Annotated in this window: 17 protein-coding genes; 11 read left to right on the top strand and 6 right to left on the bottom strand. The window is 61.9% G+C overall.

Features of this window, described 5'->3' with window-relative positions:
* Positions 1-6 precede the first annotated feature (6 nt).
* Complete coding sequence (locus ACHHRT_RS01910; RefSeq protein ID WP_395497139.1) at positions 7-1,203, bottom strand: D-alanyl-D-alanine carboxypeptidase/D-alanyl-D-alanine-endopeptidase; 1,197 nt, start codon at positions 1,201-1,203, stop codon at positions 7-9.
* Between the two features lie 126 nt (positions 1,204-1,329).
* On the opposite strand from ACHHRT_RS01910, the gene ACHHRT_RS01915 reads away from it, so the two are divergent.
* The 7 genes from ACHHRT_RS01915 (at position 1,330) to ACHHRT_RS01945 (ending at position 8,357) form a co-directional block, all read left to right on the top strand.
* On the top strand, positions 1,330-1,827 hold the full coding sequence (locus ACHHRT_RS01915) for a rubrerythrin family protein (protein ID WP_395497141.1): 498 nt from the start codon (positions 1,330-1,332) through the stop codon (positions 1,825-1,827).
* 34 nt (positions 1,828-1,861) lie between these two features.
* Positions 1,862-2,797, top strand: a complete 936-nt coding sequence (gene hemC / locus ACHHRT_RS01920) for a hydroxymethylbilane synthase (RefSeq protein ID WP_395497143.1) — start codon at positions 1,862-1,864, stop codon at positions 2,795-2,797.
* 4 nt (positions 2,798-2,801) lie between these two features.
* On the top strand, positions 2,802-4,343 hold the full coding sequence (gene cobA, locus ACHHRT_RS01925; RefSeq protein WP_395497145.1) for a uroporphyrinogen-III C-methyltransferase: 1,542 nt from the start codon (positions 2,802-2,804) through the stop codon (positions 4,341-4,343).
* Positions 4,344-4,414: 71 nt separating this feature from the next.
* Entirely contained in the window at positions 4,415-4,732 is a 318-nt protein-coding gene (locus tag ACHHRT_RS01930; protein ID WP_395497147.1) for a cupin domain-containing protein, read from the top strand.
* Positions 4,733-4,743: 11 nt separating this feature from the next.
* The gene (locus ACHHRT_RS01935; protein WP_395497149.1) at positions 4,744-6,249 is read left to right on the top strand and encodes a protein adenylyltransferase SelO; all 1,506 of its coding nucleotides are present in this window, start codon (positions 4,744-4,746) and stop codon (positions 6,247-6,249) included.
* Between the two features lie 166 nt (positions 6,250-6,415).
* Positions 6,416-7,582, top strand: coding sequence for an exo-beta-N-acetylmuramidase NamZ family protein (locus tag ACHHRT_RS01940; protein ID WP_395497472.1), 1,167 nt, complete (start codon positions 6,416-6,418; stop codon positions 7,580-7,582).
* Positions 7,583-7,592: 10 nt separating this feature from the next.
* Positions 7,593-8,357 carry an arginyltransferase gene (locus tag ACHHRT_RS01945; protein WP_395497151.1) on the top strand — a complete coding sequence of 255 codons (765 nt, stop codon included), beginning with the start codon at positions 7,593-7,595 and terminating at the stop codon, positions 8,355-8,357.
* On the opposite strand, the gene acpS is transcribed toward ACHHRT_RS01945, so the two are convergent.
* Positions 8,308-8,718, bottom strand: a complete 411-nt coding sequence (gene acpS / locus ACHHRT_RS01950) for a holo-ACP synthase (protein ID WP_395497153.1) — start codon at positions 8,716-8,718, stop codon at positions 8,308-8,310. The genes ACHHRT_RS01945 and acpS overlap by 50 nt on opposite strands.
* 4 nt (positions 8,719-8,722) lie before the next feature.
* On the bottom strand, positions 8,723-9,565 hold the full coding sequence (gene panC, locus ACHHRT_RS01955) for a pantoate--beta-alanine ligase (protein WP_395497155.1): 843 nt from the start codon (positions 9,563-9,565) through the stop codon (positions 8,723-8,725).
* A 211-nt stretch (positions 9,566-9,776) separates the two neighbouring features.
* On the opposite strand from panC, the gene ACHHRT_RS01960 reads away from it, so the two are divergent.
* From ACHHRT_RS01960 to ACHHRT_RS01975, 4 genes are read left to right on the top strand one after another with little or no spacing between them, the layout of a single operon-like run.
* Positions 9,777-10,481, top strand: a complete 705-nt coding sequence (locus tag ACHHRT_RS01960; RefSeq protein WP_395497157.1) for an ABC transporter ATP-binding protein — start codon at positions 9,777-9,779, stop codon at positions 10,479-10,481.
* Complete coding sequence (locus ACHHRT_RS01965) at positions 10,474-11,712, top strand: ABC transporter permease (RefSeq protein ID WP_395497159.1); 1,239 nt, start codon at positions 10,474-10,476, stop codon at positions 11,710-11,712. The genes ACHHRT_RS01960 and ACHHRT_RS01965 overlap by 8 nt, the downstream gene beginning before the upstream one ends.
* Before the next feature lie 23 nt (positions 11,713-11,735).
* Positions 11,736-12,464 carry an outer membrane lipoprotein-sorting protein gene (locus ACHHRT_RS01970; protein ID WP_395497161.1) on the top strand — a complete coding sequence of 243 codons (729 nt, stop codon included), beginning with the start codon at positions 11,736-11,738 and terminating at the stop codon, positions 12,462-12,464.
* Positions 12,461-13,756, top strand: a complete 1,296-nt coding sequence (locus ACHHRT_RS01975) for a hypothetical protein (RefSeq protein ID WP_395497163.1) — start codon at positions 12,461-12,463, stop codon at positions 13,754-13,756. The genes ACHHRT_RS01970 and ACHHRT_RS01975 overlap by 4 nt, the downstream gene beginning before the upstream one ends.
* Positions 13,757-13,924: 168 nt before the next feature.
* Here the strand turns inward: ACHHRT_RS01975 and ACHHRT_RS01980 are convergent, their stop codons facing one another.
* The 3 genes from ACHHRT_RS01980 to mamK form a co-directional block, all read right to left on the bottom strand.
* On the bottom strand, positions 13,925-15,940 hold the full coding sequence (locus ACHHRT_RS01980) for a sensor domain-containing diguanylate cyclase (protein WP_395497165.1): 2,016 nt from the start codon (positions 15,938-15,940) through the stop codon (positions 13,925-13,927).
* A gap of 300 nt (positions 15,941-16,240) precedes the next feature.
* Positions 16,241-16,897, bottom strand: a complete 657-nt coding sequence (locus tag ACHHRT_RS01985) for an HAD family hydrolase (protein WP_395497167.1) — start codon at positions 16,895-16,897, stop codon at positions 16,241-16,243.
* Positions 16,898-16,905: 8 nt separating this feature from the next.
* The gene (mamK, locus tag ACHHRT_RS01990) at positions 16,906-18,075 is read right to left on the bottom strand and encodes a MamK family actin-like protein (RefSeq protein WP_395497169.1); all 1,170 of its coding nucleotides are present in this window, start codon (positions 18,073-18,075) and stop codon (positions 16,906-16,908) included.
* Positions 18,076-18,093 lie beyond the last annotated feature (18 nt).

Consider the following 18,093-nt stretch of genomic DNA (forward strand, 5'->3'; position numbering starts at 1 on the left):
GAATTTTCAGCGGGTCTGGGCTTGCCGATAGTGCTTCTCCAGCAACTCCAAGGCCCGGTCCCGCCGGTTGGCGCTCTGGTTGAGGATCAGGACAAAGGGGTCCAGGGTGCCGCCGTTGTTGAAATAACCGGCATAGGCATAGACTCCGGTCAAGGTCCCCGATTTGAGGAGACGCCCCTGGTCGGCGGGCAGCAGTTGGGCGTAAGGTCTGAATAGTTCCAGCAAGCGGAGCAGGGCCGAAGGAGTGATCCGGTTGCCCCGGCTCAGTCCGGATCCTTCTTCCACCAGGAAGCTTCCCTCCTTGAGCCCCATCTCCTCCAGGTGGAGCCGCAGACTCTCCCGTCCTTTCTCCCAGGTGGCCGGCTCGCCGAAGGTGGCGGCGCCACTGGCCAGGAGCAGTTGGTTGGCGATGAAATTGTTGGAGTAGAGCAGCATCGCCGCCACCGCTTCGCTGAGCGGCCGGGAGGAGAGATGGCGGTAAACCGGTTGCCCTCCGGCGGGCACCGTTCCCGCCCGAATGGTACCGTTCACCTTTACCCCCTGTCGCCGGAGCATCTCCGCAAACAGTTCTCCCCCGTAAGCCAGGCTGTGTTGCCGCTGCTGGGAGAGGTTGATCCGGTGGGTGCCGGGGGCCAACCCCCCGGCCTTGGCTTTCATCACCGGCAGGGTGGGGGTCTGTTCCTCGGCGGAGCTGACCATGCCCTGGAGATCCACCGTGATGTTGATGGTGTTGAAGTTGACCACCAGGGCGCCGTTGGCGGCATCGTAGGAGCGCAGGGATACTCCGGCTCCGTTCGGGGTTGCCCGCTCCAGTTGAAAAAAGGAATCGTCGAGGACAATATCGCCGATCTCCTTTACCCCCAGGCCGGTCAGGCGGGTGGCGATCAGGGCCACCTCTTCCGAGACCAACAGGGGGTCACCGAAGCCCCGGATGTAGAGATCGCCCATGCCCAGATGGAAGTGGGTTGCGAAACGGTAATCGGGTCCCAGCCGTTCCAGGGCCAGCAGGGCGGTGGCGATCTTCCAGGTGCTGGCCGGCACCAGCAACCGTTCCGGATTACGGGCCGCCACGATTCCCCCCCCCCTGGTCACCAGATAGCCGCCATCCTCAAAGATCGAAGCCGGCAGCACCGCCGCGGCCAATGACGAAGGGAAAATGGCGAGGAGACAAAACCATGGGTAAAGGATAAACTTGAAAATCATGGCGCTGGAACCTGTAAAATCGTTTTTCCTGCTTCTGCTTGCAATTCCGATCGATAATAACTATTTTAGCGGACTGCCTTCACAAGCTTAATCATAATTATTGATTCAGACCAGGAGATTTACGCCATGAGCAAGACCGAAGAGAATCTGTGGGCTGCCTTTGCCGGGGAATCCCAGGCCAATCGTAAATACCTGGCTTTTGCCAAAAAAGCCGACAAAGACGGCTATCCCCAGGTGGCCAGGCTCTTCCGGGCCGCCGCCCATGCCGAAACCATCCATGCCCACGCCCATCTGCGGGCACTGAAGGCGATCGGGGACACCAAAGATAACCTGCGGGTGGCCATGGAAGGGGAGTTGCATGAGTTTGAGGTGATGTACCCCCCCATGATCGAGGTCGCCAAGGCCGAGGGCAACAAGGCGGCGGAGATGTCGTTCACCCACGCCAACAAGGTGGAGAAAACCCACGCCGAACTGTATCGCCAGGCCATGGAAAATCTGGACAATCTGCCCGAGGCCGACTATTACGTCTGCGAAGTTTGCGGCCATACCGAAGCCGGTTCGGCCCCGCCGGAAAAGTGCCTGGTCTGCGGCGCCAACAGCCGGGCCTTCACCAAAATCGATTAAGCTACCCGTAACCGTTGAGTTGAGGAAACCCCATATGCAGAAAATTATCCGGATCGGCACCCGCGCCAGCCTGTTGGCCCTGGCCCAGTCCAATTGGATCAAGGGCCGGATCGAGGCCGAATACCCCCAGTGCAGCGTGGAGCTGGTCAAGATCATCACCAAGGGGGATAAGATCGTCGATGTTCCCCTGGCCATGGTGGGCGGCAAGGGGCTGTTCGTCAAGGAGATCGAGGAGGCGATGTTGCGCCACGAGGTGGATATCGCCGTCCACAGCATGAAGGATGTGCCGGCCGAACTGCCGGAGGGGCTGCATATCGGGATTATCACCCAGCGGGAGAACCCCCACGACGCCTTTATCTCCAACCGTTACCAGACCCTGGCCGAGATGCCGGCCGGAGCCACCATCGGCACCAGCAGTCTGCGGCGCAAGGCCCAACTGGCCCACCTGCGTCCCGACCTTAAGATCGAGGATCTGCGGGGCAATCTGGACACCCGGCTGCGCAAGCTCGATGAGGGCAGTTATGACGCGATCATTCTGGCCGCCGCCGGGTTGAACCGGTTAAAGCTCTCCCAGCGGGCCACCTTCTGCTTTAAGGCCGACGAGATGCTGCCGGCGGTGGCCCAAGGGGCGGTGGGTATCGAGCTGCGGGAGGCCGATGGCGAGCTGCTGCAAATGCTCTCCTTCATGGATCATCGGGAAACCATGTTGGCGGTGCGGGCGGAACGCACCTATCTCAAGCGTCTGGAGGGTGGATGCCAGGTGCCTTTGGCCGGTTTCGCCACCTTAAGTGGCGAAACCCTGACCATGACCGGTCTGGTCGCCCCCCTGGACGGCAGTCGCCTGCTCAAGGTGGAAAAAAGCGGCCCGGCCACCGACGCCGCCGCCATTGGTCTGGCCGTGGCCGAGGAACTGCTGGCCGCCGGCGGCCGGGAGATCCTGGAAGCGGTTTATGGCTCCAGCCTTGAGTAAGACCATGGAAAAGCCGAAAGGAAAAGTTTACCTGATCGGGGCCGGGCCCGGCGACCCCGAGCTGATCACCGTCAAGGGGCGGCGTCTGCTGGGGCGGGCCCAGGTGGTGGTTTATGACTACCTGGCCAACAAGAAGCTGCTGGCCCATGTTCCGGAATCGGCTGAGCTGATCTATGCCGGCAAGAAGGGGGGCAGCCAGCATACCCACAGCCAGACCGAGATCAACCAGATGCTGGTGGACCACGCCCTGGCCGGCAAGATCGTGGTCCGGCTCAAGGGGGGGGACCCCTTTATCTTTGGCCGGGGTGGCGAGGAGATCGAGGAGCTGGCCAGCTATGGCGTCGCCTTCGAGGTGGTGCCCGGGGTTACCTCCGCCACCGCCGCCGCCACCTACGCCGGGGTGCCCATCACCCACCGCCGTTTTACCTCTTCGGTGGCCTTCGTCACCGGCCATGAGGATCCGGACAAGAAAGAGAGCCGGATCGCCTGGGACAAGTTGGCCACCGGGGTGGGCACCATTGTTTTTTATATGGGGATCAAAAACTTGCCCCATATCGCCGAAAACCTGATCCTTAACGGTCGCGACCCTCAAACGCCGGTGGCGGTGGTTCGTTGGGCATCCACCCCCCAGCAGCGTTCGGTGGTGGGTACCCTGGCCGATATCGCCGAGGTGGTCAAGGAGGCTGGTATTACCCCCCCGGCCCTGGTGGTGGTGGGGGAGGTGGTCGGCCTGCGGGACGTGATCAACTGGTACGAGCAACGGCCCCTGTTCAGCAAAAGAGTTCTGGTGACCCGCAGTCGTGACCAGGCCAGCGAACTGGTGGAACAGTTGGAGGATCTGGGGGCTTCCTGTCTGGAAGGGGCGACCATCGCCCTGGCCGAGCCCGAGTCCTGGCAGCCCCTGGACCGGGCCCTGGCGGAGATCGCCACTTATCAGTGGCTGCTTTTTACCAGCCCCAACGCGATCCGCTTTTTCTTCAAGCGTCTGGCCGATCTCGGCCTGGACAGTCGCAGTCTCAAGGGACCGAAGATCGCGGTGGTGGGTACCGCCACCGCTGAAAGCCTCATGGCCCACGGCGTTCGGGCCGATCTGCTGCCCGATCAATTTACCGCCGAGGGGCTCACCGCCGCCTTGCTGGCCCAGGGGGTGGCCGGGCAAAAGATCCTGCTGCCCCGGGCCCTCAAGGCTCGGGACCTTTTACCCGCAAGCCTGGGACAGGCCGGGGCCACGGTGGAGATCGTGCCGGTTTACCGCAATGTCCGTCCCCCCATGGAGGCGGAAATTCGCCAGGCCCTGGAGCGGCGTGAGATCGATCTGATCACCTTTACCAGCTCCTCCACGGTGACTAACTTTATCGAGTTGCTGGGCCTGGGTGAAGCGGAATTGCATGGGTTGCTGGCCGGAGTCAAGATCGCGGCCATCGGCCCGATCACCGCCGCCACCGCCGCCCAAGCGGGACTGGTCGTGGATATTCAGCCGGAGATTCATACCATTCCGGCCCTGGTCGCGGCCATCGCCGAATATTTTGCCCGGCCGGCCCCCTAAGCTTGATTCAAGTCAAGGCGGCTGGCCGGGGGCAGGTGTTATCGTGGAAAAAAATCCAAGGAGGTAACACCATGAAAAAGGTCTCGTTGAACGAAAGCAACCAGTACGACGACAAGAGTTTCAAACGGTTCCTGCTCCATGATTCCCCCTATTTCCGGGTTCTGAACTTCAACCTCAAGGCCGGCCAGGTTTTTCCGGTCCACTCCCATCCCGCCGAAGGGCAGCTCACCATCCAGGTGGTTGCCGGCAGCGGTGAATTCCTCGGGGCCGACGCCACCAGCATGCCGGCTGAGTCCGGCGACATCCTGGTCAGCGAGATCAGCGAGCCCCACGGGGTCAAGGCCACCACCGATATGCGGATTCTGGTGACCATCGCCCCGCCATTCTAAGGATTCCAGTGATGCCGACCGCGCCGGCAAAACCAGCAAACCCGGGCCGCTTCAATTTTGCCAACAGCTATGCCCGTCTGCCGGAGCATTTTTTTGCCCGGTTGGCCCCCACCCCGGTGGCGGCTCCCCAACTGATTCAACTTAACCGGCCGCTCTCTGTTGAGCTTGGTTTGGACCCGGAGTGGCTGGGAGGGGAGCAGGGGGTGGCGGTTTTGGCCGGCAATAGTTTGCCGCCGGGGGCCGAACCATTGGCCATGGCCTATGCCGGCCATCAGTTCGGGGCCTGGGTGCCGCAACTGGGGGACGGCCGGGCCATTCTCCTGGGGGAGGTGGTTGACCGCAAAGGGAGGCGCCGGGACATTCAGCTCAAGGGGGCCGGGCCGACTCCCTTCTCCCGGGGTGGGGATGGCCGGGCTGCCCTGGGTCCGGTGCTGCGGGAATATCTGATCAGCGAAGCCATGGCCGCCCTGGGGATTCCCACCACCCGGGCCATGGCCGCCGTCCTCACCGGCGAACTGGTGGTCCGGGAAACCCGGCTGGCCGGGGCGATTCTGACCCGGGTGGCCCAAAGCCATGTCCGGGTGGGAACTTTTCAGTTCTTCGCGGCTCGGGATGATCGGCGGGCCCTGATCGAACTCACCGATTACCTGGTGGGTCGCCACTACCCGGAGCTTGCCGGCACCGCAAGAGCCGCCCGGATTCTGCTTAGGGAACTGGTCCAGCGTCAGGCCGGCCTGGTGGCGGCCTGGATGCTGGTGGGCTTTATCCACGGGGTAATGAATACCGACAACACCTCCATCGTCGGGGAAACCATTGATTATGGCCCCTGCGCCTTCATGGATGCCTATCATCCGGAAACAGTCTTCAGCTCCATCGATCATTACGGGCGTTATGCCTATGCCAATCAGCAGGCGATGGCCCACGGGAACGTCGCCCGTCTGGCCCAGAGTTTACTCCCCCTGTTGGCCGACAATCCCGAAGAGGCCCTGGCGGTGGCCCGGGAGGAGGTGGCCCGTTTTCCCGAGCTATTTCAGGCGGCCTGGCTGGCCGGCATGCGGCGTAAAATCGGCTTAAGGGAAGAGCGAGCGGAAGATCGTGGCCTGATTGAAGAGTTACTCGCGCTGATGGCGGCCAATCGGGCTGATTTCACCTTGACCTTTCGGGGGCTTTGTCGTTTGGAGACGGTTGATCTCCAGGGGGATCAGGAACTGCGCCGCCTTTTTGAGCGCCCGGAGGAGTTTGAGCCCTGGGCGCAAAGCTGGCGCAGTCGGCTGGCGGCGGAAGGCAGCGATGATCGCCAGCGCCGGGCGGCCATGGAGGCGGTCAACCCCGCCTTTATTCCCCGTAACCATCGGGTTGAAGAAGTGATCCGGGCCGGATATCAAGGTGACTTTTCACGGTTTAGAGAGTTATTGGCCGTGCTCGCCGCCCCCTTCGCGGACCAGCCGGAGTTTATCCGCTACGCCCGGCCACCCAGACCGGAAGAGGTGGTGACCAAAACCTTCTGTGGTACCTGAACCGATCTTGGGCCGATCCGGATTCCAGGCTCAGGCCTGGTAGCCCCCAGGCTGCAAGTTTTAGCCGCCGGAGAGGTCGCTGGTTTTTCTTGCAATCCCTTTTGGTCCAAACTAAAAGAGGAGACATCGGCTAGCAGGTAAATGATGAAATGAGGGCATGGTTGGGATGATCACCTTGGGGTTGGAGCGATTGCTGGAGAATCCACCGGCGGCGTTGCGGGGCAAACGCCTGGGTCTGCTCTGTAATCAGGCTTCCACCGATCGCCACTTCCGCCACAGCCGTGATCTGATTCGGGAACGGTTCGGAGCCCAGCTGACCTGCCTCTTTTCTCCCCAGCACGGTTTTTTCGCCGAGAAGCAGGACAACATGATCGAGTCCGCGGATATGGTCGATCCCGTCTCGGGCCTGCCTCTGTTCAGCCTCTACGGTGAGGTGCGTAAACCCACTCCAGCCATGCTGGAGCACTGCGATCTGCTGCTGGTGGATCTGGTCGATGTCGGCACCCGGGTCTATACTTTTCTCTACACCCTGGCCTATTGCCTGGAAGCCGCGGCGGATCAGGGGAAGGAGGTGGTGGTGCTGGACCGGCCCAATCCTTTGGGCGGTCTGGCCGTGGAGGGCAACATTCTGCGGGAGAGTTGCCGCTCCTTTGTCGGCCTTTACCCGATTCCCATGCGCCACGGCCTGACCCTGGGGGAGCTGGCCCTGCTGATCAATCACCGTTTTGATCTGGGCTGCCGCCTCAGCGTGATCGCCATGGCCGCCTGGCGGCGGGAGATGCTTTTCCCAGCCACCGGTTTTCCCTGGGTTTTTCCCTCCCCCAATATGCCCTCTCCCCAGACCGCCCTGGTCTACCCCGGCCAGGTGATCTGGGAAGCCACCAATGTTTCGGAAGGGCGGGGCACCACCATGCCCTTCGAACTTTTCGGGGCCCCATTCTGCCGCCATGACCAGATCATGGCCGCCATCGCCCCAGTCCAACTGCCCGGCTGTCTGCTGCGCCCCCTGGTCTTTGAACCGGTGGCCGGCAAATGGGCCGGCCAGCCCTGTGTCGGCTTTCAACTGCATGTCACCGACCCCGGCAGCTTCCGCCCCTATCGGACCACCCTGGCGCTGTTGCAGGCCATCGCCCGGCTTTACCCCGAGGATTTCGCGCTGAAGCCGCCACCCTATGAGTATGAGTTTGAACGCCCTCCCATCAATCTGGTATTGGGGGATGAGGAGCTGTGGCCCCGGTTGGCGGCCGGTGAATCGCTGATGGATCTGGAAGCCCAGTGGCAGCCGGAACTGGCCGATTTTGACCATCTACGCCGGGATTACCTGCTGTATTGAGGAGGGGAGGGTGCAATTCGGGCAAGGGTGGTCGGATCAGGAGGAGCTTGCTGGGTATCTCTTTGACGTGCCCTCGGAATGTCCTTATGGGCTGGAGCGGTCGGCGGTTTACCGGCAAACCTGGTGTCCGCCGCTCTCCGGTGAACTGTTCGCCAGCCTGCTGGCCGCCGGTTATCGGCGCAACGGCAACACCATCTACACCATGGCCTGCCCCAACTGCCGGGGTTGTGTGCCGATCCGGCTGGTGCTGGCCGACTTCGTCGCCAATCGCAATCAGCGGCGGGTCTGGCACAAGAACCGGGATCTGATCGTCAGCCACGGTCCATTAGAGGTCAGCGAAGAGAAACTGGCCCTGTGCGAGCGCTTTTTAAGCCACCGCTATCCCGAAAGCGATCCCCAGCGGGCTCGGCGTCGTCATCTGGGCGAAGAGCAGCCCTTTGCCCGGGCCGTCGAGTACTACAGCGGTTTTTTCCTCAGCTCCATCACCGAGAGCTATGAGGTCGCTTACCACCTGGCCGGCAAGCTTGTCGGTCTGGCCGTGATCGATCTGGCGCCGGATGCCTGCAACGCGGTCTATTTCTATTTCGATCCCGAGCTGGAAAAGCGCAGCCTTGGGACCATGAATATCCTCTACCTGATCGAGCTGGGCAAAAAGATCGGCTGTCGGTACCTCTATCTGGGCTACTGGATCGAGGGGGCGGCGGCCATGAGCTACAAGGCCCGCTTCAAACCCCATCAGTTACTGCTTGCCGGTCGCTGGCAAGCAGTAGAGTGACGAAGGCGATGGCATAGTCCTTTTCGTCGGCTAAAGAGATCAGACCCCGGCCAATTCCCCGCCGGCGGCAAAACTCCTCGGCTTTGCCGCTGAAAATCAGCCGGGGCCCCCCCCGCCGGTCGTGATCAACCGCGATATCGTGCAGCCCCAGACCGCCGCTGAAGCCGGTGCCGAAGGCCTTCACGGCCGCCTCTTTGGCGGCGAAACGTTTGGCCAGCAGGGCCGCCGGACGCCTGCTTCGCTGGAAATCAGCCCATTCGGCGGCGGCCAGAATGCGGCGGGCAAAGCGTTCCCCATGACGGGCCAGGGCCGCTTCCATGCGGGCAATTTTGACGATATCGGTGCCGATCCCGTAAATCAATTTTTTATCCCACCATTAGATTGTCGATCAAGCGGACGTCGCCCAGCCAGGCCGCGGCCAGAATCACCAGCTGTTCATCATCGGCGGCGGCCGGGGCCAGGTCCTGCCGCCGCCGAATCTCCACATAGTCGGGCTGAAAACCCCGGTCGGCCAGTTGCTGCCCGGCCAGCTCCTGCAAGGCGGGAAGATTGCCCCGGTAATCGTTGATCTGGGCGGCGATCTCCCGCAGGGTCAGGTTAAGACCGGGGGCCAGGGCGCGTTCTTTTTTGCCCAGGCGATTGTTGCGGGAACTCATGGCCAGCCCGTCACTCTCCCGCACCGTGGGCAGGGCCTCCACCTTTACCGCCATGTTCAGATCGGCCACCATCCGGCGGATCAGCAAGAGTTGCTGGAAATCCTTCTCGCCGAAGATCGCCAGCTCCGGTTCCACCAGGTTGAAAAGCTTGCAGACCACGGTGGCGACTCCGGTGAAATGGCCCGGCCGGGAGGCACCTTCCAGGATCTCGCCGATCCCCGGCACCTCCACCCTGGTCGCCAGCCCACCATCGGGATAGATCGTGGCCGTTTCCGGGGCAAAGAGGCAATCGACCCCCGCCGCCGCCAGCTTGGCCCGGTCGGCTTCCGGGGTATGGGGGTAGGCGGCCAGATCGTCGGCCCGGTCGAACTGGGCGGGGTTGACAAAGATCGAGACCACCACCCGGTGGGCCAACTCCCGGCCCCGCTCCACCAAGGCCAGATGCCCGGCATGGAGATTACCCATGGTGGGCACCAGGGCCACCAGCTCCCCGGCCCCCCGCCACTGGCGTCGCAGTTGGCGCAGCGGTTCAATTTCGTTTACTGTTTTCATGGGCTGTTCCATTGTATTGTTTGGATTGTAGCCGGCAAGATAAAATTAGATAGTTAATCGAGGGGCGCCCGTCAATCGAAAAGCCGTGATTAATATTTAAGTGACCCCCCAAAATGACCTTCTACTATAATGCACTTTGCTATATGGTTAATGTAGAACGGTCATTCCAAGTGGCAACTACGTGGGGATAATCTTACGGGAGAATATAGTTATGAGTCTGGTCACGGCACGGGATCTCGATAAGGAGTATCAGGCCGGGGAGGTGCGGGTGCGGGCCCTGGCCGGAGTCAGTTTTGAGATTGCCCCGGCCTCTTTCGTCTCTTTTGTCGGCCCCTCGGGCAGCGGCAAGACCACTTTGCTCAATTTGATTGGCTGCCTGGACCAACCCACCGCCGGCGCCCTGACCGTGGCGGGAACCGATGTGCTGGGGCTGGATCGCCGGGGCGGAGCCCGTTTCCGGGGTCGTAATATCGGCTTTATCTTCCAGGATTTCAACCTGCTGCCGGTGCTGACCGTGGCCGAGAATATCGAGTATCCGCTGCAGTTGGTCCTGGAGCTGCCGGCCGCCGAGCGTCGCCGCCGGGTCCGAACCCTGCTGGCGGCGGTGGAGATGGAGGCCCAGGCCGACAAGTACCCGGATCAGATCTCCGGTGGTCAGAAGCAGCGGGTGGCGGTGGCCCGGGCTTTGGTGGGTCAACCCAAGCTGGTGCTGGCCGACGAGCCCACCGCCAACCTGGATCATCAGACGGCCATGCGGGTGATCGACCTGATGAAACGGATGCGGGACGAGTTCGCCACCACCTTTATCTTTTCCACCCACGATCCCAAGGTGGTGGGGGAGGCGGAGGTTATCCATACCCTGGAAGATGGCCGGCTGCTGAAAAGTGAAAACGGTGGGGGAGGAGACCATGCTTAATCTGCTGAAAATTGCCCTGCGCAATCTGCTCAGGTACCGGCGACGAACCCTGCTGACCACTTCCCTGATCGCCATCGGGGTGATCTTCGTCCTGCTCTTCGTGGCGGTGACCGGTTCCTTCAAAAATATGATGATCGCCCAGACCACCGACTCCATGCTGGGCCACCTTCAGGTCCATCGCAAGGGCTATGTGGCCTCCATCGATAACCTGCCCCTTAATCTCAACCTCAAGGGCGGTGGCTTGAGCAAGCTGGAAAAGCTGCTTGCTGCCCGGCCGGAGGTGGAAGCCTGGTCGCCCCGGATCAAGTTCGGGGCGATGTTCAGTACCTTCGTCGAAACCACCAATATTCGCTTAAACGGTATCGATCCGGCCCGGGAGTTGGCCACCGTACCCCTGCTGGCCGCTCGGCTGCTGGAAGGGGAGGCGACTCTGGCTCCCGGCCGGATCTGGATTCCGGAACTGCTGGCCCGGGGCATGAAGGTGGCGGTGGGGGATACGGTGGTGGTGGTCGCCACCAACCAGGACGGCTCGGTTAACGGCCGCCAGCTGGTGGTGGCCGGGATCCTGGAGAGTGCCACCGGCCCCGGCGGCCGCGACGGTTATCTTCACATTGACGATGCGGCGGCGATTCTGCGTCTGCCCGAGCGCGAGGTCAGCGAAATCGCCATCCGCCTGCGCGATTTTAATGTGCTGACCGCTTTTGCCGCCGAGCTGGAAAGCCTGCTGGCCAAGGAGTTGAACCAGCAGGGCCGGCCGATTTATGAACTGCATACCTGGGAAAAGCTCTCCCCCTTTTACAATATCGCCCGGATGATCGAGGTGATGACCTTTTTTGTTAAACTGATGCTGATCGCCATCGTCCTGGTCAGCATCATGAACGTGATGATCATGGCGGTTTATGAACGAATTCGGGAGATCGGCACCATGGCCGCCATCGGCACCCTGCCGGGCCGCATCCTGGCCATGTTCATGCTGGAGGGGTTCAGCCTCGGGGTGGTGGGGGCGGCCGGCGGTGGCCTGGTCGGCCTGCTGGTGATCAAACTGCTCAACCTGGCCGAGATCAGCTACGATTTCGGCCGGCAGCAGGGCCTGATTCTCCAGGCCGAAATCGCCTGGGGCGAACTGGCGCTGATCTCACTGATTGTGGTGGGCGGCGCGGTCCTGGCCACGCTGCAACCGGCCTTCAAGGCCTCCCGCCTCGATCCGATCCAGGCCCTGCGCCATCTCTAATCCTCTTAAGGAGAACAAAGGTTATGTTGCGACTGATGGTAACCCTCTGTGCCCTGGCTCTGGCCACGCCGGCCGCCGCCCTGACCGCCGAGGAGGTGCTGGCCCGGGTGGATCGCAATCTCCAGCCGGAATCGGCCGAGATGTACCGCAAGTTGATCAATATCGAGCCCGACGGCAGCCGCAAGGAGTTTGTCCTCTACAGCCTGCGCAAGGGGCGGGACCGGACCGTGGCCCTTTTCCTCTCCCCGGCCAGTGAAAAGGGCCGGGCCACCCTGCGCCAGGATGACAATATGTGGCTCTATATTCCCGAGGTGGGTCGGCCCATCCGGATCACCAGCCTGCAATCGGTGGTGGGCGGGGTTTTCAACAACTCCGACATCCTGCGGCTCGACTATCAGAGCGAATACGTGCCGGTGGCCATGGGTGACCAGGGTGATAACTATCTGCTGGAGTTGCAGGCCAGGAGCGGAGTTGTGGCCTACGACAACCTGCTGATGACCGTGGATAAAAAAGCCCTGGTGCCCACCGAGATTGAATGCCGCACCGCTGACGGGATGCTGATAAAGACCCTGCGTTACCGGGAGTTGAAGGATTTCGGCGATGGAGTTCTGCGCCCCTCGGTGCTGGAAACCGACAGTCCGCTTTATCAGGGTTACCGTTCGGTGATGATCTGGGGCCAGATCACCCCCCGGGAATTACCCGATGAGATTTTCACCCTCACCTATCTGCCCCGGGTGGAAGAGTTGCGATGAGAAGATGGCTTGGCGGTTGGTGCCTGCTGCTGACCCTGATTGCCGCCAGTCCGGCCGCCGCCTTTGATCTCTACGATTTCGATCTGACCGCCTTCGAGCCCCGCCCCTTTTCCTGGGGCGGATACGGCGAAATCAAGGGAGAACATCTTCGGCTTAACCAGGAGGGGGCGTTTTACAAGTTGCGCCACTATCGTGAGCCCCGCTCCAACCTGAACCGGCTTACCCCCTCCCTCCAGCTTGAAGGAAGTTACCGCCGGGGGATTGCGGTGCTGCAGGGCAAGGCCCGGGCCACGGCCTGGTGGGACGAGTTGGGCCGGGGTGATCAGACCGACCTTTTGGAAGGTTATCTCAGCCTCACGCCGACGCCGGGCCGGAGCCTGGACCTGGGCAAAAAAGTGATCCGCTGGGGAACCGGTTATGCCATCAACCCCGTGGGTTTTGTCGAAAGGCCCAAAGATCCGGACAACCCCGAGGAGTCGCGGGAGGGGTTTGTCGGGGTGGGTCTGGATCTGACCAGAAGCCGGGGCGGTAACCTGCGGACCACCTCACTGAGCCTGGTTGCCCTGCCGGTGACCCGGGATCTGAATGAGGATTTCGGGGAAGCCGACAACCTTAACCTGGCCGCCAAGCTCTACCTGCTCTATCGCGATACCGATATCAATCTCCTCGGTTTCACCGGCAACAGCCGCTCCACCCGTTTCGGACTGGCCATTGCCCGCAATCTGCGAACCAACTTCACAATTCATGGTGAATTGGCCCATATCCCCAGGCAACCTTTCGCCACCCTCCAGGCCGATGGAAGCATGGTGGCCGCGACCGGTAGTGCAACCAGCTATCTGCTGGGGTTGCGCTATCTTACCGCCCGGCAGTTGACGATCATTGCCGAACTCTATCATAACGGCGGGGGCCATGGGTCGGAAGAGCTAGGCCGTTTTTATGATCTGGCTCACAATGGTTATGAGCAATATCTGGGCACCGGCGCTACCACCACCCTGGCGCGGGCGGCCGGCTTGGCCCCCCGTTACGGGACTCCCCTGGTCGGCCGCAACTATCTCTACACCCGCCTGAGTTGGCGGGAGCCGGCCGATATTCTCTACTTCACTCCTGCCGTCACCATGATCGTCAACCTGGACGACGACAGTTTTTCGTTAAGCCCGGAGCTGATCTACACCGGTTTCACCAACTGGGAAGGGCGGCTGCGCTTCACCCTGTTGAGCGGGGATGGCGGCAGCGAATATGGTGAAAAGGCCAACCGCAACCGCCTGGAGTTGCGGCTGCGCCGCTTTTTCTAAGACTGTGATGTTCCTTAACAGCCCGTTGAAAAAGCCATCCCTGGCTTTTTCAACTAACGTTGGCCAAAGATGGCTTTGGCCAACCTCACGAATTCATTGCCACTTTCAGTGCCAACGAATTCGGCGGCCCGTCCATGGGCCGCTAACAGCCCGTTTTTCAACGGGCTGTTAAGCCTTCGATGAGGTCTGGCCGGCCACCCGGTTGCGGCCGTCGTGCTTGGCCCGGTAGAGGGCCTGGTCGGCCAGGGCCACCAGTTGCCTGGAGTTTTCCACGGTGGGGTTGAGTGAACTTACCCCGACACTTACCGTCAGGGGGGTGTCGGGAAAGCGTTTACCCAGGAGGACGCCGAGTTTTTCGATCTCCCGGCGTAGCCGTTCGGCAAAATGGAGGGCTTCATTGTGATCAGTGTGGTTGAGGATGATCAGAAACTCCTCCCCGCCGTAGCGGCCCACTTGATCCGAGGGGCGGCTCAACTTCCGGGCGGTGGCGGCCAGCAGTTCCAGAACGCTGTCGCCGGCCTGATGGCCGAAGCGGTCATTGAACTTCTTGAAGTGATCCACATCGAACATGGCCAGGGAGAGGGGCGTTCCCGCAGCGCTGGCGGCGGCGAACGCTTCGGCCAGCATGGCGTCCAGGGCGGTCCTGTTGTTCAGCCCGGTTAGTCCATCAATGGATGCCCGCAGGGAAACTTCGGCAAATCGGCGGGCGTTCTCCAGGGCCATTCCCAGTTCATTGGCCACAATGGCCACCGCCTGGAGGGCGCTGGGCCGGATCGGTTCTCCCGAACGGGAGTTGTCCATCCCGATCAGACCCAGGATTCGGTTGTTGTTGGCAAAGGGGACCAGACCGATCTCCCGGGCCTGCAGCTTGGCCAGGGCCTCGGTTTCGCCGCTGTCGGCCCCGGAGATGAGGACCGGCTCCCGGTTGCGCAGACAGCCGAGCAGGGTCCCGGAGAGGGGGGTGATGGCCAGGCTGCACGAAGCCAGATCCACCCCGGAGGCTACCGTGTCCAAGACATTGGTTATTTGCAGGCTGCGACTATCCTGGTCGATCCGCATCAGGTAGAGGCGGTCGAAATTAAAATCCCGATGGATGGAGGTCAGGGTGGCGGTGATGATCTCTTCGGGATCGAGACTGCGATGGGGGCTGGTCAGGCTGGCCCGCATCCGGGTCAGGTCGGAGAGTGCCTCGTTGTGCTCATCTTCCCGGGCGTAATAGAAACGGGTATTCATTCTGGCCAGCCGCAGGTTGGTTCGGAGCATATTTTCCCGCAGCTCTTCGGGGGTGGGGAAGGAGAACTGGTAGAAGTCGGCCGCGCTTTTGACCTCCTGCTCCATCCGTCGGATCATGGCCTGGAGGTTGACCCGCTCCAGATCGATGATCTCCTCCACCTCGGGTTGGAGGATGGGGTGGCCCAGCAGGTTGACCGAGCCGTTACCCTGGGTCCAGGTAATGAAGTTGGCCAGGGCCACACTGGCCACCAGCAGGGCCTGATCGGCGGGCAGGTTAAGATGGCCGAAGCGCTGGTGGTGGAATCGGATCGCCAGAATAATTCCTTGGGGAATATCCCATTCGGCGCAGAAAAAGGCACCGACCTCGTCGTGGCTCAGGCCGATGAGGGTTCGCTCTTCCTCCACCAGCAGCCCTTCGGAGCGGGAGATGTTGTTGAGAAATTCCCGGTAGCTGATGCGGCCGTACACATCCAGGATAATCTTGCCGATGTCGTGGAGCAGGCCGGCCACGTAAACCTCCTGGGGCTCGGGGTGGCCCAGGCTTTCGGCGAAGGCCATGCTCAGGCCGGCCACGGAGAGGCAGTGGCGCCAGAAAAAGATCCGGTCAAAGGCCAGCCCGTGTCGGGCCGGCACCAGCTGTTCGAAAAGGGTCACCTCCAGGGCCAGGGTACGGATGGTGGAGAAGCCCAGCAGGACCACGGCCTGTTGCACCGAGGAGATCTTGCGGGGCAGGGCATAGGCGGCCGAGTTGATGATGCGCAGCACCTTGGCGGTCAGGGCCGGATCGGTCTCCACCACCCGGGCCAGGTCCTGGGAGGAAGATTGGACATCGCTGGTGAGCTTGAGCAGCTTGAGGGCCACCACCGGCAGGGTTGGCAGTTCGTTGACCGGCCGGTTGAGGACGGCCGCAACCGCTTTGGGCTGGGGCAGCAGGGCAGGGATATCCTGCATGGGTCGCTCCTTTATCTCAGACAGGGCGACCTGAAGCCTCCCCGTTCTTCAAGTTTAAGATAGTCACCCGCAAGTGGGGCTCATTGCTGTTAGGATAACAGAAACATAAATATCGGCCAATGACAAATGATCAGGATGGTGATCTATCTCGGTGGTTCGGGACTTTTTAATATGGATGGGGCCGGCAGCGGCTTGGCGGTCTGGGAGCAGGATGACGGCACGTTTTATATGGCAAGGGGAGGGAGCCCCCCCCCTTTTACCCGATCTGGCCTTTTTATTCTGAACTTCCCTTTCCGGGGGTTACTCACCCAGAATCTCAAGCAGTTGCGAAGGGGTGTCGATCAGGGCGTCGGCGCCGTTTTGCCGCAGCTCTTCGGCGGGGCGGAAGCCCCAAAGGACCCCAACCGCGAACATGCCGGCCCGCTTGGCGGTCTGCATGTCGATGCCACTGTCGCCAACGTAAATAAATTCCGCGGGAGGCAGGTTCAGCTCCTTGGCCAGGGCCAGGGCGCCGCCGGGGTCGGGTTTTCTGGGGGTGTCTGGGCGGGCGCCGCGCACGAGGGCGAAACGGTGGGGCGCCAGCAACTCCTCCACCGCCTGGCGGGTGAAATCATCCGGCTTGTTGGAGAGTATCGTCAGGGGGATCTCTCGCCGATTCAAGGTGGTGAGCAGTTGGGGGATCTGGGGGTACGGCCGGGTCTGGTCGCGCCAGGAGCGGCCATACTCCTCCCGCATGGCCGCCAGGGCGACTTTCTCGGTTTTCTGGTCCCGCAGCGGCTCCAGGGCTCGGCTTACCAGGGTCGGCATCCCTTCCCCGACCATGAAGCGGTAGGCCTGGCGGGGATGTTCCGGCAGTTTTAGCCCGGCCAGCACTCGGTTCATGGCATCGGCGATATCGGCCAGGCTGTCCAGCAGGGTGCCGTCCAGGTCGAACATTATGGCTCGGGCCCGGGGCATGGGGGTGTTCAGGCTCCGAACATCAGGCCGATCTCGGCCCAATGGGCCGGGGGAACCTCCCGGGCCAGCTTGAGCGCCCCCACCGCGCCGATTCTCTCCGGATCCTCGACACAGGTGACCTTGACGGCCCCATAATCCTTGAGGGCCGCGGCGATCATCCGATCCAGCCCCCGGATTCGTGAGCCGCAACCGGCCAGGTAGATGTTCTGCAGGGCCTCCTCCTGATCCTCCGGATCGAATGAGGCGATCAGCAGCTCCACCTGTTCGACGATATTGGGGACCATGCTTTCGCATACGGTGCGAACCTCGTCGGTGATATCGAAACGGGCCGGTTTGCCGTCCACCCGCAGGGTTACCTCCACCGGCTTTTCCGGTTCGCCGACAAAGGAGTGCTCCTCCTTGATCCGGCAGGCCAGGGAGCGGGTGATCTGCGCCCCGGGGTGGCGGCGAATGATCGCCGCTTCCAGGCGGTCATCCAGGTAATCGCCGCCCTTGAAAGTGGTCACCTGATCTTCCGGGGCCGGCACCGAGCCCTTCATGCAGCAGATATCCACGGTGCCGGCGCCGATATCAACGACGATGCACCGGTTGAGCTTGCCCAGGGCATACGCGACCATGAACGGTTCCGAGACCACCAGGGTCCGGTTCATCACCTCGTGGGCCACCTTGAGCAGAACTTCCTTGTTGACCACCGAAGCCCGGGCCGGCACCCCGATGATTCCGTTGATTTCAACCCCGCTGTCGCCGCCCCGGACCTGGTCGATCACGTGGTGAATCAACTCCCGGGCCGCCTGAAAATCCCGTTCACTGGCGTCCCGGATCACCCCCTCGGCCAGGGGGAAACAGAGGTCGAGAAAGTTGCGTTTGTCCAGGGCCTCGGTCCCGAACAGCGGCCCGTCCCCCACGGCCTGGCGGCTGATGATATCCTTGGGGTAGCCCACCACCGAACGGATGGCCAACTCTTCGCCGCCGTCGGTGATGACCACGGTGCGGCAGGTGCCCAAGTCGATCCCCACCGTAATCTGCCGGGTTGCCGCCGTCGGGGTCGTTGCTGGGGGCTCCTCCGGTTGGGGTTCGGTGGTTTTCTGCTCCTCGGGCTGCTGAGGTTGGAACAGGTCCGGTTGCCGTTCTTCGGGTTTGCCTGCCGCCACCACCATCTCTTCCTCTTGCTGAAACATGGTCATTCTCCGTTTCCT

This window comes from Desulfurivibrio modestus (assembly GCF_044068625.1).
GTDB lineage: Bacteria > Desulfobacterota > Desulfobulbia > Desulfobulbales > Desulfurivibrionaceae > Desulfurivibrio.